This window comes from Streptomyces sp. NPDC031111 (genome assembly GCF_055570675.1).
In genome coordinates, this window is the sequence record NZ_JBVIGS010000008.1 from 278,032 (window position 1) to 296,978 (window position 18,947).

Here is an 18,947-nt window from a genome sequence, read left to right on the forward strand (position 1 = left end):
GCTCCGGTCGTGTCACTCGGAACCCGTCGCGGTGCCGTCGGATCGCCCCGTTCGGGCGCGCCCGCCTCGACGTGACCGACACCGCCGGGACCGATCAGCTGCTGGGCCGGGCCTTCGCCGAGCACGAGCGCATCCACGTCGTCGTGTCCAACGCCGGCTTCGGTGTCTTCGGCACGGCGGAGGATCCTCGCAGTTGCCGGTGACCGGGCCGACCATCGGGTGCCAAAACGTCTTGGCGGAGGTGGGATCGGCCGAGACATCGTGGAGTTCGCCCACCAGCTTGGCCGTCTCGCGGTCGATGACCGGGGCCGACTGGGACGCCTCGCCGGGCCGGTGGGTCAGCCATGGCGAATCGTCACCCCGTGGTAAGTGCGCAGCCGGTGGTGTTCCCACCATGTGATCGCCGTCACCGTGATCGGGCCGCCGATGAGGAAGACGTACTCAACTCCCAGCGGCTTAGGAGGCAGTCCGCTGATGGCGGCGAACTCCCAGACCAGAACCGTGGTCAGCAGCGCCGGGGCGGTGCGATGCACCGTGGCCGAACCGAAACCGGTCCGCGCGACCGCGGCCGACGCGAACAGGAACAGGAACGCCGCCCACACACAGGCCGCCACCCATGCCAGGCTCAGCCACCCAGCGAGACTGCCGCCCACCCGGGAGGGTTCGGCCACGGCGAATCCCACGATCAGTGCCGGGGCGAGCAGCAACGAGCCGACGAACCAGGCGAGTTGCCGCAGCGGTGTGCGCAGGGCGCCCCGCATCGCCCGACGCCGTTCGGACGGCGCACACCAGAAGAGAACGGCGAACACCGCCGGACCACTGGCGATGAGCAGCCAGGGGGTGGCCAGGAGCGCGAGCCAGCGATCCTCGACCAGCCCGCTCACGTCGTCGAAGTTGCCGGAGGCCGCGAGCACGGCGACGGACACCGCGACCGCGACCCAGGTCCGCAGGGTCTTCACCCGTGCCACGGCCGGATCGTGCGGACCGACGGTGCCCTCACCGCGGTGGAAGAGATGCCAGGCGGCGAGGCGGGCACTGCGGGCGAGGGAGTACAGCACCATCAAGGGGGAGAGCAGCAGCAGGGCCGGCGACAGCAGGAACAGCACGCCGCCGGGCAGCCGCCGCAACAACCGCCACAGCGGCGGCCAGGCCCGCGCCGGCCGCTGCGGCGGATGGGCCGGCGGAGGGTCCGACGGGTCTCCTTCAGGGGGCGTGGAGGCGGGGCCGCGCGCCCAGTGCAACCGGGGATCGACTCCAGGCCGGACGACTGTCACGTCCGCACACCTCGCTTTCCGTCACTCCCGCGCCGTCAGAGCGGACTGCCCGACTGGACGCCGGGTCCCCGGGACGTGGTTCCCCGTCTCCTGCCTCACGCCGCCCACGCGGTCGTCATCCGCCGACGGCGTACTCGGCACGACGCGAGGGCAGCCAACCTGCTTCAACCACCCGTGCCGCACGCACGGTGTTCGCGCAAGAACTCGGTGATGTCGTGGGTGCGTTCGGCCCAGCTGCGGGGCGGTGTGCTCAGGTCGGCGGGGAACAGGGCGACGGCCGTGGGGATGTTCACCCGCCGCACCGCAGGGCTGCGCGATCGCCGCCCGGGTCGCCTCCCGTGGCTCCGGCTCGGTCGCGAGGAGGGCGCGCATGATCAGCCCTTCGAGCAGGGCGTCGAGGCGGCCGGCGGTCTCCTGCCCGGTGAAGCGGGCCAGGGTCGCCCGGGTGGGGCCGTCCGCCGGTCGACGTACCGGGTGAACGCCTGGGTCTGGAGTTCGGCCAGGCTGGAGAAGGGGCCATCAAGGTGGGTCGGTAGGGCGATCTCCGCAGGGTGGCTACACGCAACGCCGTGGCGACAGTCCGTCCAGCACCATGTCGACCGCCCTGTCTACGACAGCCCGGTCGCCCCGGGCGTTGGCCAGCGCCCTGATCAGCACGTAGATGTCGTCCACCGTTGCGTCCGCGCGCACCTCGCCGGCTTTCTGGCCCCGGGACAGCAACACCTCGACGGCGTTCTGCAACGCAGAGGCTGCGGCTTCCACCTCATCGGGGGCGCCCGCCGGAGCGGCGGACTCCTCCAGCAGCGCGAGGAGCGCGAGCTTGGCCGGAGCGCCTGAGACCATCTCCCGGAACGTCGTCCGGAAGGCAGCCCCTGCCTCGCTGTCCTCGCCTCGCGCACGCGCTGTGTCGGTGAGCAGGGTGAGGTGCCGCACGATCGTGGCCTCGATCAGTAGTTGCTTGGTCGGGAAGTGTCGGAACACGGTGCCGATCCCGACGCCGGCCCGGCGTGCGACCTCCTCGGTCGAGCCGGCTCTGCCGAACTCGCCGAAGACCTCTTCGGCTGCGGCCAGCACCCGGTCCCGATTCGCCTGCGCGTCGCTTCGCATCCGGCCATTCTCCCTCTCCGGGTGATCCCCTCGCTCCGGTGGGATCCGTGATCCCCTTGCAATCGGAGTCTTCACTCCGTATCTTCCGGAGTGAAGACTCCGATTAGAAGGGTCGACCGTCATGCGAACCCCTGAAGAGACGTTCCGCGAAATGCTCGACGGCGCCTGCCGGCTGAACAACGGCGACCGCAGCCAGGTCGACAAGCTGGCAGAGTTCTACGCCGAGGAAACCTACGTCCGACACCCGATGACCCCGCTCGGCGACACCCCGCTGCTCAGCCGCGAAGCACTCCGGCAGCACTTCGCCACGGCGGTGTCGGCCGGCCTGGCAGGCGTCCGGGTCGAGGACGTACGCGTCCACCAGACCGCTGACCCCGAGGTGGCCATCGGTGAGTTCACCTACCGCGGCGACGGGGGCTGGGCCGCGCCGGGCATCATCGTCTTCCGGATCCGCGACGGGCTGATCGTCGAGTCGCGAGACTACCTCGATCACCTCGGGCTCGCCCGTGCCACCAACACGCTCGACGCCCTCTGCGCGCAGCTGAGAGGAGCAGCGTCGTGACAGCACGCACCGGATCGTCCGTCCCCGCCGATGTGTGAGCCGGGGTCCTAGGAGTACCTCACCCACCCTCATGGCTCGTGTCGGCGCGGGTCCGTGCCTGGCCCCGTAGTCATGGACACCAGCACGGAGAATCCGCTCGGGCAGTTCCTGCGGGCCCTCCGCGAGCTGCTCCGGCCCGAGGACGTCGGCGTGGTGGCCCGTGGCCGGCGCCGCGTGGTGGGGTTGCGTCGCGAGGAGGTCGCGCAGCTCGCCGGTGTGAGTACCGACTACTACGTACGTCTGGAGCAGGGGCGCGAGCGTCACCCGCCGGTCCAGGTCGTCGAGGCGCTGGCCGAGGCACTGGCGCTGGACGGGGAAGCGGCCGCGCACCTGCACGGGCTCGCTCTCCCGTCCTCCGGGAGGCGGCGGCGCCCGGCCCCGCCGAGGCGCGACACCGTCAGCCCTCACCTGCTGCGCATGATGGCGGCCTGGCCTCATCGCCCGCCGTGGTCCTGGACCGCTGTCTGCGCGTGCTGGCGTCCAACACTCTGGGAAGGGCTCTCTTCGACGGTCACACCTACGGTGACGATCTGCTGCGGCTGGTGTTCTTCGACCCGGACGCGCGGGACTTCTATCCGGACTGGGACCGCGTGGCGCCGACGCCGTCCCCGCGGACAGATCGCAGACGCCATCTCCTACGCCATCGGCCAGCCGAACGACGTGGACGTCAACGAACTCGTCATCCGCCCGACACGCCAGCGCTAGCCACTATCCGGGCCCGTCGCGCAGTGGCCTTCCGCTCTCAGCGGGGCGGGCCGACGACGATCTGGCCGTAGAGGTCGGCGGCTTCGGCCATCTTGGCGGGGTCGAGGGCGAAGTTCTCGGGGCGGGGGGTGGTGATGTCGCGTCCCGCGTGGCGGAACATGCCCTCGATGCCCGCGGGGGTGGCGATCATGAGGAGGTCGGCGGTGTCAGAGGTGATGCGGTAGCCGTGGGGGATGTTGCGGGGGAGGTAGACGATGCCGCCCTCGGTCATTTCCATCCGGTCGTCTCCGACCCACAGCAGGGCGCTGCCGCTGATGAGCATGAAGACCTCGTCCTCACGCGTGTGCATGTGGAAGGGCGGAGCCTCGCCCTTCTCGACGCGGAACCGGCCCACGGTCAGCTGTCCATCGGTGGCCTCGCTGTCGAGCAGGACAGAGAATGTGCTTCCGCCGATCCACTCCAGGGTCTGCTGCTCGTCCGCTTGCGCCAGGAACGGCATGCTCATGGTCATCATCCTCTTCCCAAGGCGAGTCGACTGCCTGTCGCCGGCTACATTGATTGTTCGAGCAGGTAGTTCGAGGATAGGAAGGCGTCTTGCGCAATACAAGAGGGAGAGGCAGGGAAGTTGCTCGGACAAGCTTTGTCTACTGCTGCTCCTTCTGTAGCGGGCTCAGGAGGAGCTGACCGGCACCTCGCCCTTCTCGTCCGTGACGCCCACTTCCAGGAGCGCGGTCTTGGTCGTTCCGAGGTAGGAGAGGCTCGACGAGTCGAAGACCCAGGCGTAACCCTCCGGGGAGCCATCGAACGTCAGGCCGACACCCGCACGCCCCGCGGCGTCCTTGGCGTGGTCCACCACGCGCGCGCCCGGGAGTTCGGCCATGGCGCGGTAGATCGCGGCACTGAGGTCGGCCAGCAGGGCGGCGCCATCGATGATGGCTCCGATGTTCTCCATGGCCACTTCCGCGCGGCGGCTCGGTTCGACGTTCTTGGCGTCGCCGTAGAGCCTGTTCAGCAGGGCGTCCGGATCCGTGGGCACGGCCTGGAGCTGCCGGTAGGTCAGGTATCCGACTTCGTGCATGGTCATGACCATCTGCTGGGAGGGTCGGCGATCGCGACGCCCTTCCGCAGACCGGCCCGACTGCCGTCCACCGACCGCCACTCCTCCTGGCGGACGGACCCCTTGTGCTGCGGGACCGTGGCGTCCGCGCCCCACTCCTCCTGCTGTCCGACTTCCTCGGAACCGGTGAAGTCGACGCCCAACTCCGCAGCCGATCCTTGGGACTTGGTGTAGATGTACTGGTCGTCACGTACCGTGACGGCGGGTCGTTCGGCCGCCGCCAGGGCGATCCGGTCCAGTAGCCGCGTGGCCTCGCGAGCGTCGTCCGTGGTGGCCCCCGCAGCTGTGTCGGCCTTGCCGTTCCGCGCACCGTCGACCGCCACCGCGCCCAGTCCCACCACGGCGACCAGCGCCAGCGCTGCCGCGACGAGGACGGGGCGCCGCCCGGGGCGGCGGCGTTCGGGGACCGTGGGGGAGGGGTGCGGCGAGCCGGACCGTTCAGGGCGGGACTCTTGGGTGATGTGTGCCATCAGGTGTTCCCTCAGAACGCGCCGGGCCGCCCGGTCCTGCGCGAGCACCGGGCGGCCCGGCGCGGGCAGCATCTCGGCCAGATCGTGGTCGTCGGTCGGCCGACCGCGTCGTCGCGGGTGGGTGTTCATTGCTTCTTCTCCTGCGTGGACCGAGCCGCCTGTTGGCGGCTGCACAGTGACTGTCCGACCGCGGCAGGGCGTTGCACGTCCCGCTGTCCGGCACCGCCTTCGGCACACCGCATGTCGCCTGTGCCGCACATGCCACCCGTGTTCGATCGTTGCCGTTGCCGTTGCCACTGTCGGTGCTCCCGCCACCGCCACCGCCGCCGTCGAGTTCCAGCTCGGTCAGCTTGCGCAGCCGTTTCCTCGCCCGCGAGAGCCGGGCCCGTACGGTGCCGACGGCCACGCCCAAGGCCCGGGCCGCCGTGGCCGAGTCCAGGCCCTCCCACACGCAGAGCGCGAACACCTCCCGCTCCCCGCGGCGCAGCCGGTACAACGCCCGGTGCGCGGCGGCCAGTTCCTCGGCGTCCGTAAGCCGCTGTGTCACGTCTTCGGCGAAGTACGGCACCGGGTCGGGGGGAGGGATTCTGCTGAGCGCGGCCTGGTGTCTTCGCGCCGCCCGCGTGGTGTTGCGCGTGACGTTCGTCGCGATACCCAGCAGCCACGGGCGCAGGCTCTCCTCGTCACCGCCCGGAAGCATCCGTTCGCGCAGCCGCCAAGCCTCCAGGAAGGTCAGCGACACGATGTCGTCGGCCACCACCCGGTCGCCGGTCAGCCGGAAGGCGTGCCGGTGGACCACCGAGGCGTGCTCGTCGAAGAGTTGCCCGAACGCATCCGGATCCCCGGCTCGCACGCGGGCGCGCAGTGAAAGCTCCACACTCCTTCCCTGCCCTCGGCGCCGACGGCGCTTCAGTGACCCGCGTCACACGCGGGCGAGGTGGTCGGGGGCGGACAGAACTGCTCACTTCTGCGACTGCGAAGCGTGACGCCTTCAGGAGCGGGACGCGGAGGAGGCGGGGGCGCCGGCACGGGAACGGTTGGCGCGGATCTCGTCGTGGTGGTCGGCCGCCCAGCCGATCATCTGCTTGACGATGTCGTTCAGGCCGCCGCCGAGCGGGGCGAGCGCGTACTCGACGCGCGGTGGCACCTCGGCGTAGGCGGTACGGCTGATCAACCCGTCCTCCGTGAGCTGGCGAAGGGTGTGGGTCAGCATGCGCTGGGAGATGCCCGGGATCTGGCGCTGCAAGTCGGTGTAGCGCATCGGGCCGCCCTCCAGGACGGCGATGATCAACATGCTCCACTTGTCGCCCACCCGGTCGAGCACCTGGCGGATGAAGTCCATGTGATCGGCGGGGATGCTCGCGCACGGCCCGACCGAAGCCGCCATCCCGATACCCGCGCTGTCCTGCATGGCGCCCGTTCCTCTCCGTCGCGCACACCGATGTGCCTTTTGTATCGCCTCCCATACTGGCTCACAATGGCGTTACGAACAAACAGTAGGAATTGGAGGTCAGGGCGTGAAGGTGGAGATCTGGTCTGAGGTCGCCTGCCCCTGGTGCGGTCTGGGCAGCCATCGGTTGGACCGGGCCGTGGAGCGGTTCGAGCACAGGGGCCACGTAGAGGTGGTCCACCGCTCGTTCCCTCTGGGCAGTGGCCTCCCCGAGCACCGCACGCTCGGCGTCCGAGACTTTCTGCCGGCCAAGTACGGCGTCATCCCCGGGCAGGCCGGCGCACCGGACATCGAAGGCATGGCCGCCGCCGAGGGCCTGACCCCCTACCGGGTCCTGGACAACCGAATCGGGAACACCGACCTCGCCCACGAGTTCCTGGCGCACGCCTCCGCCGAAGGCAAGAACGGCGAAGCCTGGAACATGATCTTCCGCGCCTACTTCGGCAGAGCCGCGTCGATCTTCACGCTCGACGACCTGCTCGGCCTGGCCGACGAGATCGGCCTGGACCGCGACGAGACCCGCCAGGTGCTCGCCGACCGGCGCTACCGCCGTCAGGTACGGGAAGACGCGCACGAGGCGCAGCGACTCGGGGCAACCGGCGCCCCCTTCACCGTCATCGACGGCCGATACGCCCTTGCGGGAGCGCAGGGCACCGACACCCTGCTCGGCATCCTGCGCCAGGCCTGGGACGAGACCCACCCGACCGTTCCCGACGCCGACGACGACGCGGCGATCTGCGGCCCGGACGGCTGCGCGGTTCCCGCCGCCCACGCCTGATCCGGACACCTGACCTAGACGCCTGACCCAGAACCTGACCCAGACACCTGATCCATACGCCGACCGGGCATCCAACCTCGCATGTCCCGGCGGTCACAACACGGAAGAGATCTCACTGTGCCCACTCTCGCCATCGTCGGCGCCGGCCCCGGCATGGGCCTGGCCATCGCGCGTACCTTCGGCAGCCGCGGCTTCGACGTCGCCCTGATCGCCCGTACCAAGGAGAAGCTGGAAACGCTGGTCGCCCAGCTGGGCCAGGAAGGCATCACGGCCGCCGCGTTCCCCGCCGACATCCTCGACCGCGCCTCCCTGACCGATGCCCTCGACGCGGCCAAGGACCGCTTCGGCGGCATCGACGTACTGGAGTACTCGCCGGCCCCGCACTCCCCGGTGCCCGGCCTCGCCATCGCCCCTCCCTCGGAGGTCACGGTGGACAATCTGCAGCCGTTGATCGAGTACGCCTTCTACGGCGCCGTCACGGCGTCCCGGACGGTGCTGCCCGCGATGCGCGAGGCGGGCGCCGGGACCCTGCTGTTCACCAGCGGCGGCGGTTCCGTGGACCCGGTGCCGATGTTCGGCAACGCCAACGCGGCGCAAGCGGCTCTGCGCAACTGGGTGATCAACCTGAACAAGGAACTTGCCGGCAGCGGCGTGCACGCCGCCCACGTGGTGATCAACGTCTGGATCGGCGGGGGCGGCCCGGAAGGCAGCCCGACGGCCACGCCCGAGCAGATCGCCCCCCTGTACTGGGACCTGCACGAAAACCGCGACCGCTCCGAGGCCGTCTTCAACGCCTGACCTTTGCTGCTACCACCCTGCTACCATGCTGTCATGGCTTCCTCGAAAAAGCAGACGCAGGTCCGGCTGGAAGAAGACGTGCTCGCGGCCGGAAAGGCGGCTGCCGCCGCCCGCCACCTGGACTTCAACAAGTACGTGGAGCGGCTGATCATCGAGGACACCACCGGCGCCCGCGCGGCCGGCATGGCAGCCGCCCAGCGTCTCATCGACGAGCACGGCGCCTTCCTCGACGATCTCGAGCAGCAGCTCGACGCCCCGTACACCGCGCGGCAGCCGGGCGCCGCCGCGTGATCCTGTACGTCGACGAATCCTGGATCCTCGAAGTGGCCGAACGGGCCGGGCACCGCGACCCGGCCCCCGACGACTACGGCGTCCCCATCGCCGCCGTCGCCCGCCACCGGGGCGAACTCCTCGACCACCCCGTCTACGACGGCCCCTACGCCCGCGCCGCCGCCCTGGTGCACACCCTGGGCCGCTGCCGCTGGCTGGAGCGTTCCAACCTCACCGTCGCGTGCGCCGTCGCCGTCATGTACCTCGAGGCCAGCAACATCTCCGTCAACCCCACCCGCGAACAGCTCACCGCACTCGCCCACGAACTGAGCAACCCACGCTGCACCACCGACCGGATCGCCGCCTTCCTGCACACCTGGAAACCCTGAAACCCCCGACGAGACACCGCGCTCCAGCCATCTGACCGTCACCCGGTGAGGGAGCACGGGCCGTCATTGGTCACCCCGCCCTTGGCTCTGGCCGCAGCATCCCCCGGTCAGCGCCCTGTCGGTGTCAGCCGGCCGGCCGCCGTCACAGCGGTGTGGCGCGACGGCGGCGTACCACGGCAGGCACCCATGGCAGGGCACCAAGGACGGCCAGGAGTGACAGCAACGGGACGCGCCACCACACCGGGACGGTCGCCGGCGGTGGGGGCGGTGTCTTGGTCACCCATGGGCGGGCGGTCTTCGACCAGGCCAGGAACGCGTCACCGACCGGAATCAGACCGAAGGCGTACCGTTTGCTCCACGGTGTGTCGATCGGAGCCCCGGCCAGTTCGCTGAGGCCTGCCAGGGCCGCGGCGAGTGGGGCGTCGCCGTGTACCTGCGCCGCGCCCAGGGTGACCACGCTCGCCGACAGGCTCACCCCCAGCGGCAGCGGGCCGGAGTCGACGTCGGCCGGGCCGTCCGTGCCGTGCGGATACTCCCGTACGGCCGGTCCGAGACCGAGCGGCTCGGTGAGGTACCACTCACGGAAGCGGAGGTACTGCTCACCGGCGAAGGCGGGGTCCACGTCGATCAGGAAACGCTGGATGAGGCTCTGCGAGGTGCCCCTTGCCACCTCGACGGGTTCCCCTGTGTCCGGGGCGGCCCGGTGCGGGAGCAGCCCGGTGCCGGGATCGAGCCGCCCGCGCACCTCCCGCAGCCACCGCTGTACGGTCCCCGCGAACCGGTCGGACAGCAGGCTGTCGTGCAGCCGCAGCGACGCGATCGCCACGGTCGAGTCGACCGGCCATGCCTGCCCCGGGTAGGCCTCCAGATAAGGCGACGCCGAGGCGTCGAAAGCCGCGCCCAGCTCGGCGGAGTCACGGGCGAAGCGGCGTACCTCCGCCGGATTGCGCCGCCCGGCCGGTTGCAGGCCGAGCACTCCGCCGCGCAGCCAGTTGCTCCAGCCGCGGTGGAAGACGCCGTACGGCGGGGTGAGGTCCGGGCTGAACGGGGCGCGGCCGTGGGGAGATTCCAGCCGCGCCAGAGCCCACCGTGCCTCGCGCAGCGCCGTCGACCGCTCGTCGGCCGGAGCCCGCATCCCCAGCTCGACCCAGCTCAGACCGTAGAGCGCGTGCAGGAAGAAGTAGCCCTCGGGGAACATGCTCTGCGCCTCGTCGCCGGCCCCGTCGTCCAGCGCCTCACGCAGGAACGCCAACTGGCGTGTCACCCCGGGCGGTTCGCCGTCCACGCCGGCGGTCGCGGGCACGACCAGCCGCACCGCACCCAGCAGGGCACAGACGCTGGCCAGAATGGCGGCCAGCTGACGCGACCGACGCAGCACCCGACTCCGTACCGACGGGGGTGCGGGACGGCCGGCCGTGCCGCCCGTGCCGTCCGTGTCGAACTCCGCGCCCGGGGCCCTGGCGACCACGGCATCGCTCTCCAATTCCTCGGCCTCCTCGTCACTGGCGGTATCCAGCACGACGCGAGCCACTGCACCCTGGTTCACTTGGACGGAGGTGGAGCCGCCGGTGTCCGATGCGCCGACGACCCTGACCTGTGCGGCGTGCACGCTGTCGCCGCCGCCGTGGTGCTCGCCTCGGACCGGACTCGGACTCGCGAGACCGCCGTTGCGCCGCCCGACAGTGACCAGCGCCGTGATCGAGGGCATCAAGGCCGGAGGCCGGTGCGTTCTCGCCGCGGTAGGGGCACGATCATCGGCCGGGCCGCGGTTGAAGCCCATTCCTTCCTATGGCCGCGGTGTGCTGACCCAGCGCCACGTGGTGAGACGAGGGTGCCCCGGCAGTTCGGCGCGGCCGGTGGCCCACAGCAGAGTGGGCCAGGGATCCGTGCCCTGGGGGGCTTCCGGGAACAGCCGGGCGAGCACCCGTGAGCAGAGAGCGGAGGGCGGGGTCCAGGCGAGCCCGAGGCCTTCCGCCACATCGTGCGTGTGGACCAGCGTCTCCACCACCCCCATCGCCGCGAAGCCTTCCGGATCCGACACCCCGGCGGCGTGGTGGGCGCGGACCCGGGGCGGTGTCGTACGGACCATGGCGACCAGCAGCGCGCCGCACGCCTCCAGCACCTGCACCAGGCCGGCCGGGCCCGCGTCACGCTCCGCGAAGAGGAAGTACGCGGGTCCGTCCGGCCTCTTCCGGCGCAACGCGAACGGCACATGGGTGTCCAGCGGCGGGCGCTGGGGCCCCAGCTGGACGGCGTAGTACAACAGGTCGTTGGCGAGGTGCTCGACGGTCTCCCAGCAGTCCCACTCCAGCGAACCGGCCTTGCCGCCCCACTCCTCCGGGGGTGCGTCCCGAAGGACGCCCACGGCGAGCCGCACGGCAAGGTCGACGTCGTCCGCGGTGACGGGAGACAGGACCGATCCGGTTTCGACTGATCGAGGCATGACAGCACCGTATCGCGGGGCGAGACGACATCCGCGTCACGGAGAGCTGTTCCGGCTCGGGTGAAGGCGCTGCTCAAGCCCCTCATCAGCGGTCCGTCGATGCCTTCGAACCGGGTGACACCGGATCATCAACAACTGCGGACGGCAAGGGCTTCGAGTTCCCTGAAGCACTCTCTGATGTGCTGCGTGAACTCTCGGGCGTCCGCATCGCCGAGCCACCGCTCGTAAGCGACCTTGAAGACGGCCAGCCCGGCCTCGGCGGCGAGGCCGGCGGCCGGTTGTGGGACTCCGCGGTCGCGCAGGGTGTCGGTGAGCGCCGAGGCGACCGCGGCGAGCTTGGTCAGCTCGCGCTCCTGGAGTTCGGGGTGCGCGGCGATGACGGCCTGCCGCCGGCGCACGAACTCCTGACGTTCCTGGAACTGTTCCGCGGCGGTCTCGAGGGTGGTGGCCACCGCTTCGAGCGGCGCCGTGCCGACGGGGATGGCTGCGAGGGCGGTGGTGAGCGCGTCCTGGAGGGCGTGCGTGGGGAAGAGCACTTCGCGTTTGTCGGCGAAGTGGCGGAAGAACGTGCGCTCCGTGAGGCCGGCGCGAGCGGCGATGTCCTTCACGGTGGTCTGCTCGAAGCCGCGCTCGCTGTACAGCTCCAGTGCGGCCTGCGCGAGTCGTCCGCGCGCGTTCGGCTCCCATCGTCCCATGCGCCGATCCTACGTGATGACAGTCTCTGACATCACGTGTTAGGTTGTTGATGTCAGTCACTGTCATTGGATTTGTCCTGCTGCCGCGTCCGGCGGCTACGGCAGTGGATCTACGAGGAGGTCACTTCCATGCGTGTCTTCGTCACGGGTGCATCCGGCTGGATCGGCTCCGCACTCGTCCCCGACCTGATCGACGGGGGACACCAGGTCCTCGGGCTCGCCCGCTCGGACCGCTCCGCCGAGGCACTCACCACCGCCGGGGCCGAGCCGGTCCGCGGCAGCCTCGACGACCTCGCCGCCCTGCGCGCCGCGGCCGCCGCGGCCGACGGCGTGGTGCATCTTGCGTTCAACCACGAACTCGCCTTTCAGCACGGCAACTTCAAGGCCGCGGCCGACGCGGACCGTGCCGCCGTCGAGGCGATGGGTGAGGCGCTCGCCGGCACCGGCAAGCCGTTCGTCCTCGCCTCCGGCACGCCTGTGGAGGCAGGACGGGCGGCCACCGAGCGCGACGGGCACCAGGTCCCGCCGCTCGACGCCGTGCCCCCGGAGGCCGCCGGCCCGATGACGCGGATGGCCACCGCCGAGTACGTGCTCTCACTCGCCGACCGAGATGTCCGCTCCTCGGTCGTGCGGCTGCCGCGAACCAACCACGGCGAAGGCGACCACGGCTTCGTCGCCACCCTGGTCCAGATCGCCCGCGAGAAGGGCGTCGCCGGCTACTACGGTGACGGCGGCAACCGCTGGCCGGCCGTCCACCGCCTGGACTCCGCCCACCTGTTCCGCCTCGCCCTGGAGACGGCCCCCGCCGGCTCCACGCTCCACGCGGTCGCCGATGAAGGCGTGGCCCTGCGCGACATCGCCGAGACCATCGGCCGCCACCTCGACGTGCCCACCGCCGCCGTACCGCCCGAGCAGGCGCAGCAGCACTTCGGCTGGCTGACCATGGTGCTCACCCGTGACCAGCCGGCCTCCAGCGCACAGACCCGCGAGCTGATCGACTGGCAGCCCACCCAACCGGGCCTGATCGACGACCTCGACAAGGGCCACTACTTCCGCACCGCGTGAAATCCGGCTCGTCTGTCTGTCCTCCCGTGGCGGGCAAAGAACTATGAAGGTCGGTGATGACCTGCACGCCGCGGATGCCGTCGACCTCGACGACAACAGCCAGGAGGTGTGAGCGGCGCATCCGCCGTTCTGGGCGGTCGTTGTACTCCGGCGGGCCCGCCGCCGACCGGCGGGGAGGGGGCACGTAGGTCGCGGCAGCTCAGGCGGCGGACATCTTTTCAGGCTCGGTCTCTCGGTACCTGCATAAACCGCCTCTCAAAGGAGCGTTTTGTCCCGGCAAGGCTGTTTGGTGGCGGCCTCCTGCCGTGGTTCGTTCGTTCTGATCGGTGTCCAGGACGTTGAGCTGGGCTGATCAGTTGGCTGGATGGGTTCGGCGGTGTGGTGTGTGCTGGCGGGATGCTTGGCGTTGCTTGCGGGTTCCGGCTGGGCGGGCCTGTGAACTGCGGAGTTCCTGTTCTGGACCGGTCCAGTGGGTGTTGATCAGTTTGGTTGGCTGACTGGTCTGGTTCGCTGGGCGGCTGTCGTAGCGGCATAGGGGTGGGGCCGTGGATGCCGATGGTGGTCATCAGGTGTTGTTGGTGGGGGTGGAGCGCCCGAAGTCCGGGACAGGCAGCCAGCTTCGCCAGACGTTCGTCGTCGGGGTCCTCGCTTAGGCCGTGTGAGATGTCGATCAAGGCAGGTCTTGATCGACATTTCGAGCACCGCATAGCGTCAGGACGGTGGAATCAACGCACCGGCCCGCCGCTCGGGTCATCTGCTTGGACGCTGCCTACCGCCTGCTTCTTCTGCACTGGCGGGATCCTTTCGACGGGACCTGGCTCTGGGAGCCGCCCGGTGGTGGCATCGAGCCAGGCGAGACACCGCTGGTGGCGGCGCGACGTGAACTGGCCGAGGAAACCGGACTCGACCCGGCTGCCGTCCTTGACCGGTCGGTGCTCGTCGACCGTGATGTGCAGTGGAACGGCAAGCGGTACACCGGGACGGAGCATTTCTTCGTCGCTCAGTTTGCCGACGAGCAACCATCCCTGGTGCGGACCGGCCTGCTCGCCGACGAGCAGGCCAACCTGGACACGCATGCCTGGATCGCGTGGTCGGATCTGGACTCGCTGCCGGACCAGGTTGAGCCGCCGCAGTTGCTGAGCGTGCTCGGCGCCCTGGTGCCGGACGGCCCGTGGTGTGATCGTGTATGAGGTGCGGTCACAGAGATCGCCGTATGAGGGTGAGTTGGACGGTCGCCTCGGAGCGGACGGCGAGCTTGTCGCATCTCGCGGCCACAGCCGGACGGCGCTCGAGCCGGTTCAACCCGCACTCAACGGCAGCCGCTCGCGGTAGCCGGTCTCGTCGGACGTCGGCGGCCGTCCGCCGCGGCAGGCGAGATCCTGGCGGTCGCGGACGCGGCCCGCAGGGAGGCTCGCCTTGATGCCGCGTCCGCGTAGGAAGGAGCGATTCCAGCGGGAGTCGTACGCCTTCTCGGCCCGCATCCGGTCCGAGAAGCCTGCAAGGCCGGCCCCGACCGAGCCAGCGCGTCGTCTCCTGCCGGAAGATGGATGTGCCCTGCTGGGACGCGATCGTCACCGCCTGGGCCAACAACGGCCCCCGCGCTCTCGAGGAGGCCTGGACCACCGGCGTCCTGCCCGACCTCGGCTGCCATTGGGGCCGGTACGCATACGTCTTGAGGTGATGTTCGTTAAGGCGGTGCTCGCCACCGCCTCCAGCCCCGCGCGTGGGCTTCCGGCGCGAAGCGAAGCCGAGCCCGGCGGCGTCCCCCGGTTCGTTCGCCAAGGTGAGCCGCGTTCGTGGACCGTACCGAGTTCCCCTCCCCGGTGACGAGGTCGCCGAGGCGCACCGCCGTCGCGGATCGAATGCGCGGCAAAGTACTCCTCATGCCGCGAGGCCTGTCGTCACGGCGAGGGGTTGTAGAACTCGAGTCCGCCCCGGTCGGTGAGGCGGACCTCCAGGTTCTTGCGCACGAGGGTCCCGTCCGACCCGCGCTCGGCGTACTGGCACTGGTAGCCGGTGGCCTTGCCGAGTTCGGCGAGCGAGATGTGCGGGATGTCGCTGCACCGCAGGTCCTCGTAGTCCTTCTGGTGGCCGTTCCAGAAGCGACCGTGGACGGCGCGGGCGAGCAGCAGGCCCTTCAGCGGCGCGGTGGAATAGGCGACGATGAGGTCGGTATTGCTGCCGGAGTCCACGTTGACTTGCCACGGCACGGTCACGTTGTCGTAGGTGACGTGGCACTTCGTGATCGCGTTCGGCTCCGTGCTCACCTCGCCGCCGTCGCAGTCGGCGCTGGTCGTGCCCATGATCGCCGCGTGCCTCACGGTCTCCACACGTATCTCGTGCAGGACCTTCTGGGTCAGTGACGGGTTTTCAGGCAGCCTCGGCAGCGTCTCCTCGATCTCCTCTTCGTCGAGGACCAGGTCCGACTCGGGCCCGGTGACTGGCACCGGGAGCGGATCGGGGTTGGGCGCGGGCGGCGGCTCGGGCGAACTGCCGCAGCCGACCAGAAGAAACAGGACTGGCAGCACCATGGCGACGCGCATGCACCCAGCATGACAGGTTGGCGGCGGGGATCGGACCGAGGCGAGGAACGTCCGCACGCGCTCCGGCAGCAGCCTGCACGCCTCCGCGTCGAAGTCCTCCCCGAACCCGGTGAGGGGCCGACCGCCACGACGGGGTTCACCACAGGGGACGGGTGCCGAGTCCCGCGACGTCCGGAGCGAGTTCGGCGTACATCGCGTTGGCCCAGGAGAACCACGGGCGGGTGAAGCGGCGGGGGCCGTCCTTGCGGAACGGCTCGTGCATCTGACCCGTGCCCGCGTCGGTCGACAGGAGTGTCCGCAGAGCCGTGCCGCGCTCCGTGCTGTCGTTGCTGGTCAGACCCTGCACGGCGTCGTCCTGGCCGCGCGCGCCCCAAGCCCTGGCTTATGGCCAGTTGAAGCGGTGCTTATCGCCTTGACCAGGTTGGTTGCATGGCGGACGTGTCCTCCACGGGGCAGAGGGAGGGGCGCGGCCTTCCTCCCCCTGCCTTCGGAAGGTGTTGAGGTTGAACTCGTCTGCTATGAACTGGTTGCGCTGTTCCACAGTTCGGTGCTGTGGGCATCGATGAGGGTGCTGATGTGGGTCAAGACATTGTTGGCCGGCTGCGGGTCGAGTCGGCGTCCGTCCCGCAGTCGCAGTGCGACGAGGTTGTCAGCCGCTTCCTTGGTGCCGATGACGGCTTGGTAGGGAACCAGGCGGGCTTCTCGGATGCGTGCGCCCAGACTGCCCCGTTCCGGGCCGGCAATCTCGGCGCGCAGTCCGAGGCCGGTGCAGCGTTGGACGAGCTCCGCGGCGTTCGGCATTTCGGTGTCGGAGATGGGGAGGATCGCCAGTTGAGTGGGGGCGAGCCAGGCGGGGAAGGCGCCGCCGTGCTGTTCGATGAGATGGGCGACGGCTCGTTCCACGCTGCCGATGATGCTGCGGTGAACCATGACCGGGCGGTGCTTGGCGCCGTCCGCGCCGATGTAGTGCAGGTCGAACTGTTCGGGCTGGTGGAAGTCGACCTGGACGGTGGACAGGGTGGACTCCCGGCCGGCCCCGTCGGTGACCTGGACGTCGATCTTGGGGCCGTAGAACGCGGCCTCCCCCTCAGCCGCTTCGTAGGGCAGGCCGGAGTGATCGAGGACGTCGGTCAGCAGGGCGGTGGATCGCTGCCACTTCTCGGGTGCGGCGACGTACTTGCCGCCGGGGCCGGGGAGGGAGAGCCGGTAGCGGGTCGCGGTGATGCCGAGTGCCTCGTAGGCCCGGCGGATCATCTCCAGTGCTGCCTGAGCCTCCTCGGCGACTTGGTCCAGGGTGCAGAAGATGTGCGCGTCGTTGAGCTGGATGGCCCGGACACGGGTCAGCCCCCCGAGCACGCCGGAGAGTTCGGAGCGGTACATGCCGCCGAGTTCGGCCATGCGCAGCGGCAGTTCGCGGTAGCTGTGGGAGCGGGAGCGGTAGATGACCGCATGGTGAGGACACAGGCTCGGCCGTAGGACGACCTGCTCGGCGCCGAGGTCCATCGGGGGGAACATGTCGTCGCTGTAGTGCGCCCAGTGCCCCGAGATCTCGTAGAGCTCCCGCTTGCCGAGCACTGGCGAGTACACGTGCTGGTAGCCCGCCTGCCGCTCGGCGGCACGGATGTACTCCTCCAGGGTGTGCCTCACGGCCGCGCCGTCGGGCAGCCAGTACGGCAGGCCGGCGCCGAACAGGGGATCGGTGTCGAACAGGCCCAGTTCACGGCCGAGCTTGCGGTGGTCGTGCACGGTGGTCATGGCGGTCTCCTTGCTGGTTGCGGAGCAAGTGACCGGGCGTACGACGAAGCCCCGGGGCACTTGCCCCGGGGCTTCGGATCAGGTCGTCTGTCAGCGCGCCGGGACACTCTCCGGCGTCGTCGTCATGGCAGCGCGCTTCATGTCGATCACGGTAGCAGGGGCCCCGGTCTCAGGACGGTCTTTTCTCGACCGTCGTGTGACGAGTTCAGGAAGGGACGTTGTTCTTGTGTTTCTCAGGCTCGAGCCGGCCGGAGTGGGAGAGGCCGCGCAATCTGCGGATCTCCCCGTAGGCCGTTTCCAGGCGGGTGGAGAGGTCGCTGCTCTCAGTCCGTAGCTGGAGCGAGGCGCCGCGCTAGCGGGGTCGCTGCCGCGGGTGCCGGTAGTGAGGCTGCATCTGTGCGCGTGCGAGTTGCGTCAGTGTGACCGCCGCAGCGACAACCCTGCCGACGGCCTCGTGGCCCGGCTCGAGCCTGCGAGACAGGCGATCCAGACCGTCGTCGATGCCGTTGGTTGCGGAGGCGACGTCGCGTGTTCGCGGAACCGGCTCCGCTCCGAGAAGCGTCCCGTGGTGGCCTGATCACGGGGTGGAGGACGGTCAGTGTCACTACGCTGAGCGCTTCGTACCTCGGGAGGTTCGGTTGGTACGGCGGAGCACGCTCGGGCAGGACTTCCGTGGTTGTGGGTCGGCTACGCGGTGAGCGCCGCGGGCAGTGCCGTCGGCATGGGGGCGTTGCCGTTGATTGCCCTTCTGGTGCTGGATGCCTCGGCGTTCCAGGTTTCTGTGCTCGCTGCGTTGTCTGCGGTGGCCAGTGCGGTGATCGCTCTGCCGCTCGGTGTGCGTATCGAGCACCAGTACAAGCGGCCAGTCATGATCACCGCCGACCTGGCCCGCTGTGTGCTGCTGGCGAGCATTGCCGTCGCCATGGCCTTCGACGGGCTCACCTTCACCCAGCTGTGTGTCGTCGGCGTTCTCCAGACGGCGGCTTCTGTCGCGTTCGACGCGGCGAGCGGCGCGCACCTGAAGGCACTTGTCCTGCCCGAGCATCGTCTTCGCGCCAACAGCCTGTTCGAAACGACCAACTGGATCAGCGTCAGCGCCGGCCCGCCCGTCGGCCGGAAGTGTTCCCGGGGGGTGCGGCCGCCGGAACGGAAGACCTCGAGCGCCTCGTGCGGTGGGGCGGCCGAGCCTGCGAACAGGACGGTCTCGTCCGCGGCGACGTATACGCGCCCGCCGCCACGCACGGTATGGGCGACCATGACGGCATCGTCCTCGGGCAGCGCGGTCACGGCGAGCGGCGCGTCGGGGCCCGCCGCCGACCGCATCAGCGCACGGCCGAGGTCGGCGAGCCGCCGCTGCCTGCCTGTGAGTGCCGCGGCAGCAGCCTGTGTCCGAAGCCAGGCGGGGCGTGTGCCGGCGTCCCGCGGGAACCGTTGCAGGTCACGCACGTACGCCTCCGGGTCGAGCGGCGGCGCGAACCGCGGCTCGC

The 18,947-nt window shown here is 70.0% G+C and carries 25 protein-coding genes and 2 pseudogenes; 12 read left to right on the forward strand and 15 right to left on the reverse strand.

Annotation, left to right across the window (positions count from 1 at the left end; translation table 11 throughout):
• Window positions 1–71 precede the first annotated feature (71 nt).
• Window positions 72–203 carry a hypothetical protein gene (locus ACZ470_RS19045; RefSeq protein ID WP_468428550.1) on the forward strand — a complete coding sequence of 44 codons (132 nt, stop codon included), beginning with the start codon at window positions 72–74 and terminating at the stop codon, window positions 201–203.
• 135 nt (window positions 204–338) lie between these two features.
• On the opposite strand, the gene ACZ470_RS19050 is transcribed toward ACZ470_RS19045, so the two are convergent.
• The 3 genes from ACZ470_RS19050 to ACZ470_RS19060 all read right to left on the reverse strand — a co-directional run bounded on the left by ACZ470_RS19050 (window position 339) and on the right by ACZ470_RS19060 (window position 2,381).
• Complete coding sequence (locus ACZ470_RS19050) at window positions 339–1,274, reverse strand: hypothetical protein (RefSeq protein WP_468428552.1); 936 nt, start codon at window positions 1,272–1,274, stop codon at window positions 339–341.
• Window positions 1,275–1,438: 164 nt separating this feature from the next.
• The gene (locus tag ACZ470_RS19055) at window positions 1,439–1,567 is read right to left on the reverse strand and encodes a hypothetical protein (RefSeq protein WP_468428553.1); all 129 of its coding nucleotides are present in this window, start codon (window positions 1,565–1,567) and stop codon (window positions 1,439–1,441) included.
• 262 nt (window positions 1,568–1,829) lie between these two features.
• Window positions 1,830–2,381 carry a TetR/AcrR family transcriptional regulator gene (locus tag ACZ470_RS19060; protein ID WP_468428555.1) on the reverse strand — a complete coding sequence of 184 codons (552 nt, stop codon included), beginning with the start codon at window positions 2,379–2,381 and terminating at the stop codon, window positions 1,830–1,832.
• A 121-nt stretch (window positions 2,382–2,502) separates the two neighbouring features.
• On the opposite strand from ACZ470_RS19060, the gene ACZ470_RS19065 reads away from it, so the two are divergent.
• The 3 genes and pseudogenes from ACZ470_RS19065 (at window position 2,503) to ACZ470_RS19075 (ending at window position 3,758) form a co-directional block, all read left to right on the forward strand.
• Window positions 2,503–2,943, forward strand: a complete 441-nt coding sequence (locus ACZ470_RS19065) for a nuclear transport factor 2 family protein (protein WP_468428556.1) — start codon at window positions 2,503–2,505, stop codon at window positions 2,941–2,943.
• A gap of 111 nt (window positions 2,944–3,054) precedes the next feature.
• Window positions 3,055–3,255 (forward strand): annotated as a pseudogene (locus tag ACZ470_RS19070) (helix-turn-helix domain-containing protein); the annotation flags it as partial.
• Window positions 3,256–3,452: 197 nt separating this feature from the next.
• The gene (locus tag ACZ470_RS19075) at window positions 3,453–3,758 is read left to right on the forward strand and encodes an MmyB family transcriptional regulator (protein WP_468428669.1); all 306 of its coding nucleotides are present in this window, start codon (window positions 3,453–3,455) and stop codon (window positions 3,756–3,758) included.
• Here ACZ470_RS19075 and ACZ470_RS19080 read toward each other — a convergent pair.
• The 5 genes from ACZ470_RS19080 to ACZ470_RS19100 all read right to left on the reverse strand — a co-directional run bounded on the left by ACZ470_RS19080 (window position 3,725) and on the right by ACZ470_RS19100 (window position 6,685).
• Window positions 3,725–4,192, reverse strand: a complete 468-nt coding sequence (locus ACZ470_RS19080) for a cupin domain-containing protein (protein ID WP_468428558.1) — start codon at window positions 4,190–4,192, stop codon at window positions 3,725–3,727. The genes ACZ470_RS19075 and ACZ470_RS19080 overlap by 34 nt on opposite strands.
• Window positions 4,193–4,357: 165 nt before the next feature.
• Window positions 4,358–4,771 (reverse strand): CU044_5270 family protein, encoded by a 414-nt coding sequence (locus tag ACZ470_RS19085; RefSeq protein ID WP_468428559.1) that lies wholly within the window; start codon window positions 4,769–4,771, stop codon window positions 4,358–4,360.
• Complete coding sequence (locus ACZ470_RS19090; protein ID WP_468428561.1) at window positions 4,768–5,274, reverse strand: hypothetical protein; 507 nt, start codon at window positions 5,272–5,274, stop codon at window positions 4,768–4,770. The genes ACZ470_RS19085 and ACZ470_RS19090 overlap by 4 nt, the downstream gene beginning before the upstream one ends.
• Window positions 5,243–6,151 carry an RNA polymerase sigma factor gene (locus ACZ470_RS19095; RefSeq protein ID WP_468428563.1) on the reverse strand — a complete coding sequence of 303 codons (909 nt, stop codon included), beginning with the start codon at window positions 6,149–6,151 and terminating at the stop codon, window positions 5,243–5,245. Before ACZ470_RS19095 ends, ACZ470_RS19090 begins: the two co-directional genes overlap by 32 nt.
• A gap of 114 nt (window positions 6,152–6,265) precedes the next feature.
• Complete coding sequence (locus ACZ470_RS19100) at window positions 6,266–6,685, reverse strand: winged helix-turn-helix transcriptional regulator (protein WP_468428565.1); 420 nt, start codon at window positions 6,683–6,685, stop codon at window positions 6,266–6,268.
• 106 nt (window positions 6,686–6,791) lie between these two features.
• Between ACZ470_RS19100 and ACZ470_RS19105 the strand changes: the two genes are divergently transcribed.
• The 4 genes from ACZ470_RS19105 to ACZ470_RS19120 all read left to right on the forward strand — a co-directional run bounded on the left by ACZ470_RS19105 (window position 6,792) and on the right by ACZ470_RS19120 (window position 8,959).
• Window positions 6,792–7,502, forward strand: a complete 711-nt coding sequence (locus tag ACZ470_RS19105; protein WP_468428566.1) for a DsbA family oxidoreductase — start codon at window positions 6,792–6,794, stop codon at window positions 7,500–7,502.
• Between the two features lie 117 nt (window positions 7,503–7,619).
• Complete coding sequence (locus ACZ470_RS19110; RefSeq protein ID WP_468428568.1) at window positions 7,620–8,300, forward strand: SDR family NAD(P)-dependent oxidoreductase; 681 nt, start codon at window positions 7,620–7,622, stop codon at window positions 8,298–8,300.
• Window positions 8,301–8,333: 33 nt separating this feature from the next.
• Entirely contained in the window at window positions 8,334–8,591 is a 258-nt protein-coding gene (locus ACZ470_RS19115; protein ID WP_468428570.1) for a hypothetical protein, read from the forward strand.
• Window positions 8,588–8,959, forward strand: coding sequence for a fic family toxin-antitoxin system, toxin component (locus ACZ470_RS19120; protein ID WP_468428572.1), 372 nt, complete (start codon window positions 8,588–8,590; stop codon window positions 8,957–8,959). Before ACZ470_RS19115 ends, ACZ470_RS19120 begins: the two co-directional genes overlap by 4 nt.
• 142 nt (window positions 8,960–9,101) lie before the next feature.
• Here the strand turns inward: ACZ470_RS19120 and ACZ470_RS19125 are convergent, their stop codons facing one another.
• The 3 genes from ACZ470_RS19125 to ACZ470_RS19135 all read right to left on the reverse strand — a co-directional run bounded on the left by ACZ470_RS19125 (window position 9,102) and on the right by ACZ470_RS19135 (window position 12,097).
• On the reverse strand, window positions 9,102–10,478 hold the full coding sequence (locus tag ACZ470_RS19125; protein WP_468428573.1) for a hypothetical protein: 1,377 nt from the start codon (window positions 10,476–10,478) through the stop codon (window positions 9,102–9,104).
• 267 nt (window positions 10,479–10,745) lie between these two features.
• Window positions 10,746–11,402, reverse strand: a complete 657-nt coding sequence (locus ACZ470_RS19130) for a hypothetical protein (protein WP_468428575.1) — start codon at window positions 11,400–11,402, stop codon at window positions 10,746–10,748.
• Between the two features lie 128 nt (window positions 11,403–11,530).
• Window positions 11,531–12,097, reverse strand: coding sequence for a TetR family transcriptional regulator (locus ACZ470_RS19135; RefSeq protein ID WP_468428577.1), 567 nt, complete (start codon window positions 12,095–12,097; stop codon window positions 11,531–11,533).
• A gap of 129 nt (window positions 12,098–12,226) precedes the next feature.
• Between ACZ470_RS19135 and ACZ470_RS19140 the strand changes: the two genes are divergently transcribed.
• Window positions 12,227–13,162 carry an SDR family oxidoreductase gene (locus tag ACZ470_RS19140; protein ID WP_468428579.1) on the forward strand — a complete coding sequence of 312 codons (936 nt, stop codon included), beginning with the start codon at window positions 12,227–12,229 and terminating at the stop codon, window positions 13,160–13,162.
• Between the two features lie 719 nt (window positions 13,163–13,881).
• On the forward strand, window positions 13,882–14,352 hold the full coding sequence (locus ACZ470_RS19145) for an NUDIX hydrolase (RefSeq protein ID WP_468428581.1): 471 nt from the start codon (window positions 13,882–13,884) through the stop codon (window positions 14,350–14,352).
• A 108-nt stretch (window positions 14,353–14,460) separates the two neighbouring features.
• Here the strand turns inward: ACZ470_RS19145 and ACZ470_RS19150 are convergent, their stop codons facing one another.
• The gene (locus tag ACZ470_RS19150) at window positions 14,461–14,643 is read right to left on the reverse strand and encodes a hypothetical protein (RefSeq protein ID WP_468428583.1); all 183 of its coding nucleotides are present in this window, start codon (window positions 14,641–14,643) and stop codon (window positions 14,461–14,463) included.
• Window positions 14,644–14,705: 62 nt separating this feature from the next.
• On the opposite strand from ACZ470_RS19150, the gene ACZ470_RS19155 reads away from it, so the two are divergent.
• Window positions 14,706–14,843: a hypothetical protein gene (locus ACZ470_RS19155; protein WP_468428585.1), complete on the forward strand. Its 138-nt coding sequence runs from the start codon at window positions 14,706–14,708 to the stop codon at window positions 14,841–14,843.
• 220 nt (window positions 14,844–15,063) lie between these two features.
• On the opposite strand, the gene ACZ470_RS19160 is transcribed toward ACZ470_RS19155, so the two are convergent.
• From ACZ470_RS19160 to thrS, 3 genes are all read right to left on the reverse strand, one after another.
• On the reverse strand, window positions 15,064–15,705 hold the full coding sequence (locus ACZ470_RS19160) for a hypothetical protein (protein WP_468428587.1): 642 nt from the start codon (window positions 15,703–15,705) through the stop codon (window positions 15,064–15,066).
• Between the two features lie 136 nt (window positions 15,706–15,841).
• Window positions 15,842–16,051: a glycoside hydrolase family 125 protein gene (locus ACZ470_RS19165; protein WP_468428589.1), complete on the reverse strand. Its 210-nt coding sequence runs from the start codon at window positions 16,049–16,051 to the stop codon at window positions 15,842–15,844.
• 170 nt (window positions 16,052–16,221) lie between these two features.
• Complete coding sequence (gene thrS / locus ACZ470_RS19170; protein WP_468428670.1) at window positions 16,222–17,451, reverse strand: threonine--tRNA ligase; 1,230 nt, start codon at window positions 17,449–17,451, stop codon at window positions 16,222–16,224.
• Window positions 17,452–18,181: 730 nt separating this feature from the next.
• Here thrS and ACZ470_RS19175 point away from each other — a divergent pair.
• Window positions 18,182–18,514: pseudogene (locus tag ACZ470_RS19175) on the forward strand (MFS transporter); the annotation flags it as partial.
• Window positions 18,515–18,947 lie beyond the last annotated feature (433 nt).

What these genes read in the sequence shown, in the direction of transcription:
- ACZ470_RS19060 (WP_468428555.1), bottom strand. Translation starts at nt 2,381, where the DNA reads ATGCGAAGCGACGCGCAGGCGAATCGGGACCGGGTGCTGGCCGCAGCC.
- ACZ470_RS19065 (WP_468428556.1), top strand. Translation starts at nt 2,503, where the DNA reads ATGCGAACCCCTGAAGAGACGTTCCGCGAAATGCTCGACGGCGCCTGC.
- ACZ470_RS19080 (WP_468428558.1), bottom strand. Translation starts at nt 4,192, where the DNA reads ATGAGCATGCCGTTCCTGGCGCAAGCGGACGAGCAGCAGACCCTGGAG.
- ACZ470_RS19085 (WP_468428559.1), bottom strand. Translation starts at nt 4,771, where the DNA reads ATGACCATGCACGAAGTCGGATACCTGACCTACCGGCAGCTCCAGGCC.
- ACZ470_RS19090 (WP_468428561.1), bottom strand. Translation starts at nt 5,274, where the DNA reads ATGGCACACATCACCCAAGAGTCCCGCCCTGAACGGTCCGGCTCGCCG.
- ACZ470_RS19100 (WP_468428565.1), bottom strand. Translation starts at nt 6,685, where the DNA reads ATGCAGGACAGCGCGGGTATCGGGATGGCGGCTTCGGTCGGGCCGTGC.
- ACZ470_RS19115 (WP_468428570.1), top strand. Translation starts at nt 8,334, where the DNA reads ATGGCTTCCTCGAAAAAGCAGACGCAGGTCCGGCTGGAAGAAGACGTG.
- ACZ470_RS19130 (WP_468428575.1), bottom strand. Translation starts at nt 11,402, where the DNA reads ATGCCTCGATCAGTCGAAACCGGATCGGTCCTGTCTCCCGTCACCGCG.
- ACZ470_RS19135 (WP_468428577.1), bottom strand. Translation starts at nt 12,097, where the DNA reads ATGGGACGATGGGAGCCGAACGCGCGCGGACGACTCGCGCAGGCCGCA.
- ACZ470_RS19140 (WP_468428579.1), top strand. Translation starts at nt 12,227, where the DNA reads ATGCGTGTCTTCGTCACGGGTGCATCCGGCTGGATCGGCTCCGCACTC.
- ACZ470_RS19150 (WP_468428583.1), bottom strand. Translation starts at nt 14,643, where the DNA reads ATGCGGGCCGAGAAGGCGTACGACTCCCGCTGGAATCGCTCCTTCCTA.
- ACZ470_RS19155 (WP_468428585.1), top strand. Translation starts at nt 14,706, where the DNA reads ATGGATGTGCCCTGCTGGGACGCGATCGTCACCGCCTGGGCCAACAAC.
- ACZ470_RS19160 (WP_468428587.1), bottom strand. Translation starts at nt 15,705, where the DNA reads ATGCGCGTCGCCATGGTGCTGCCAGTCCTGTTTCTTCTGGTCGGCTGC.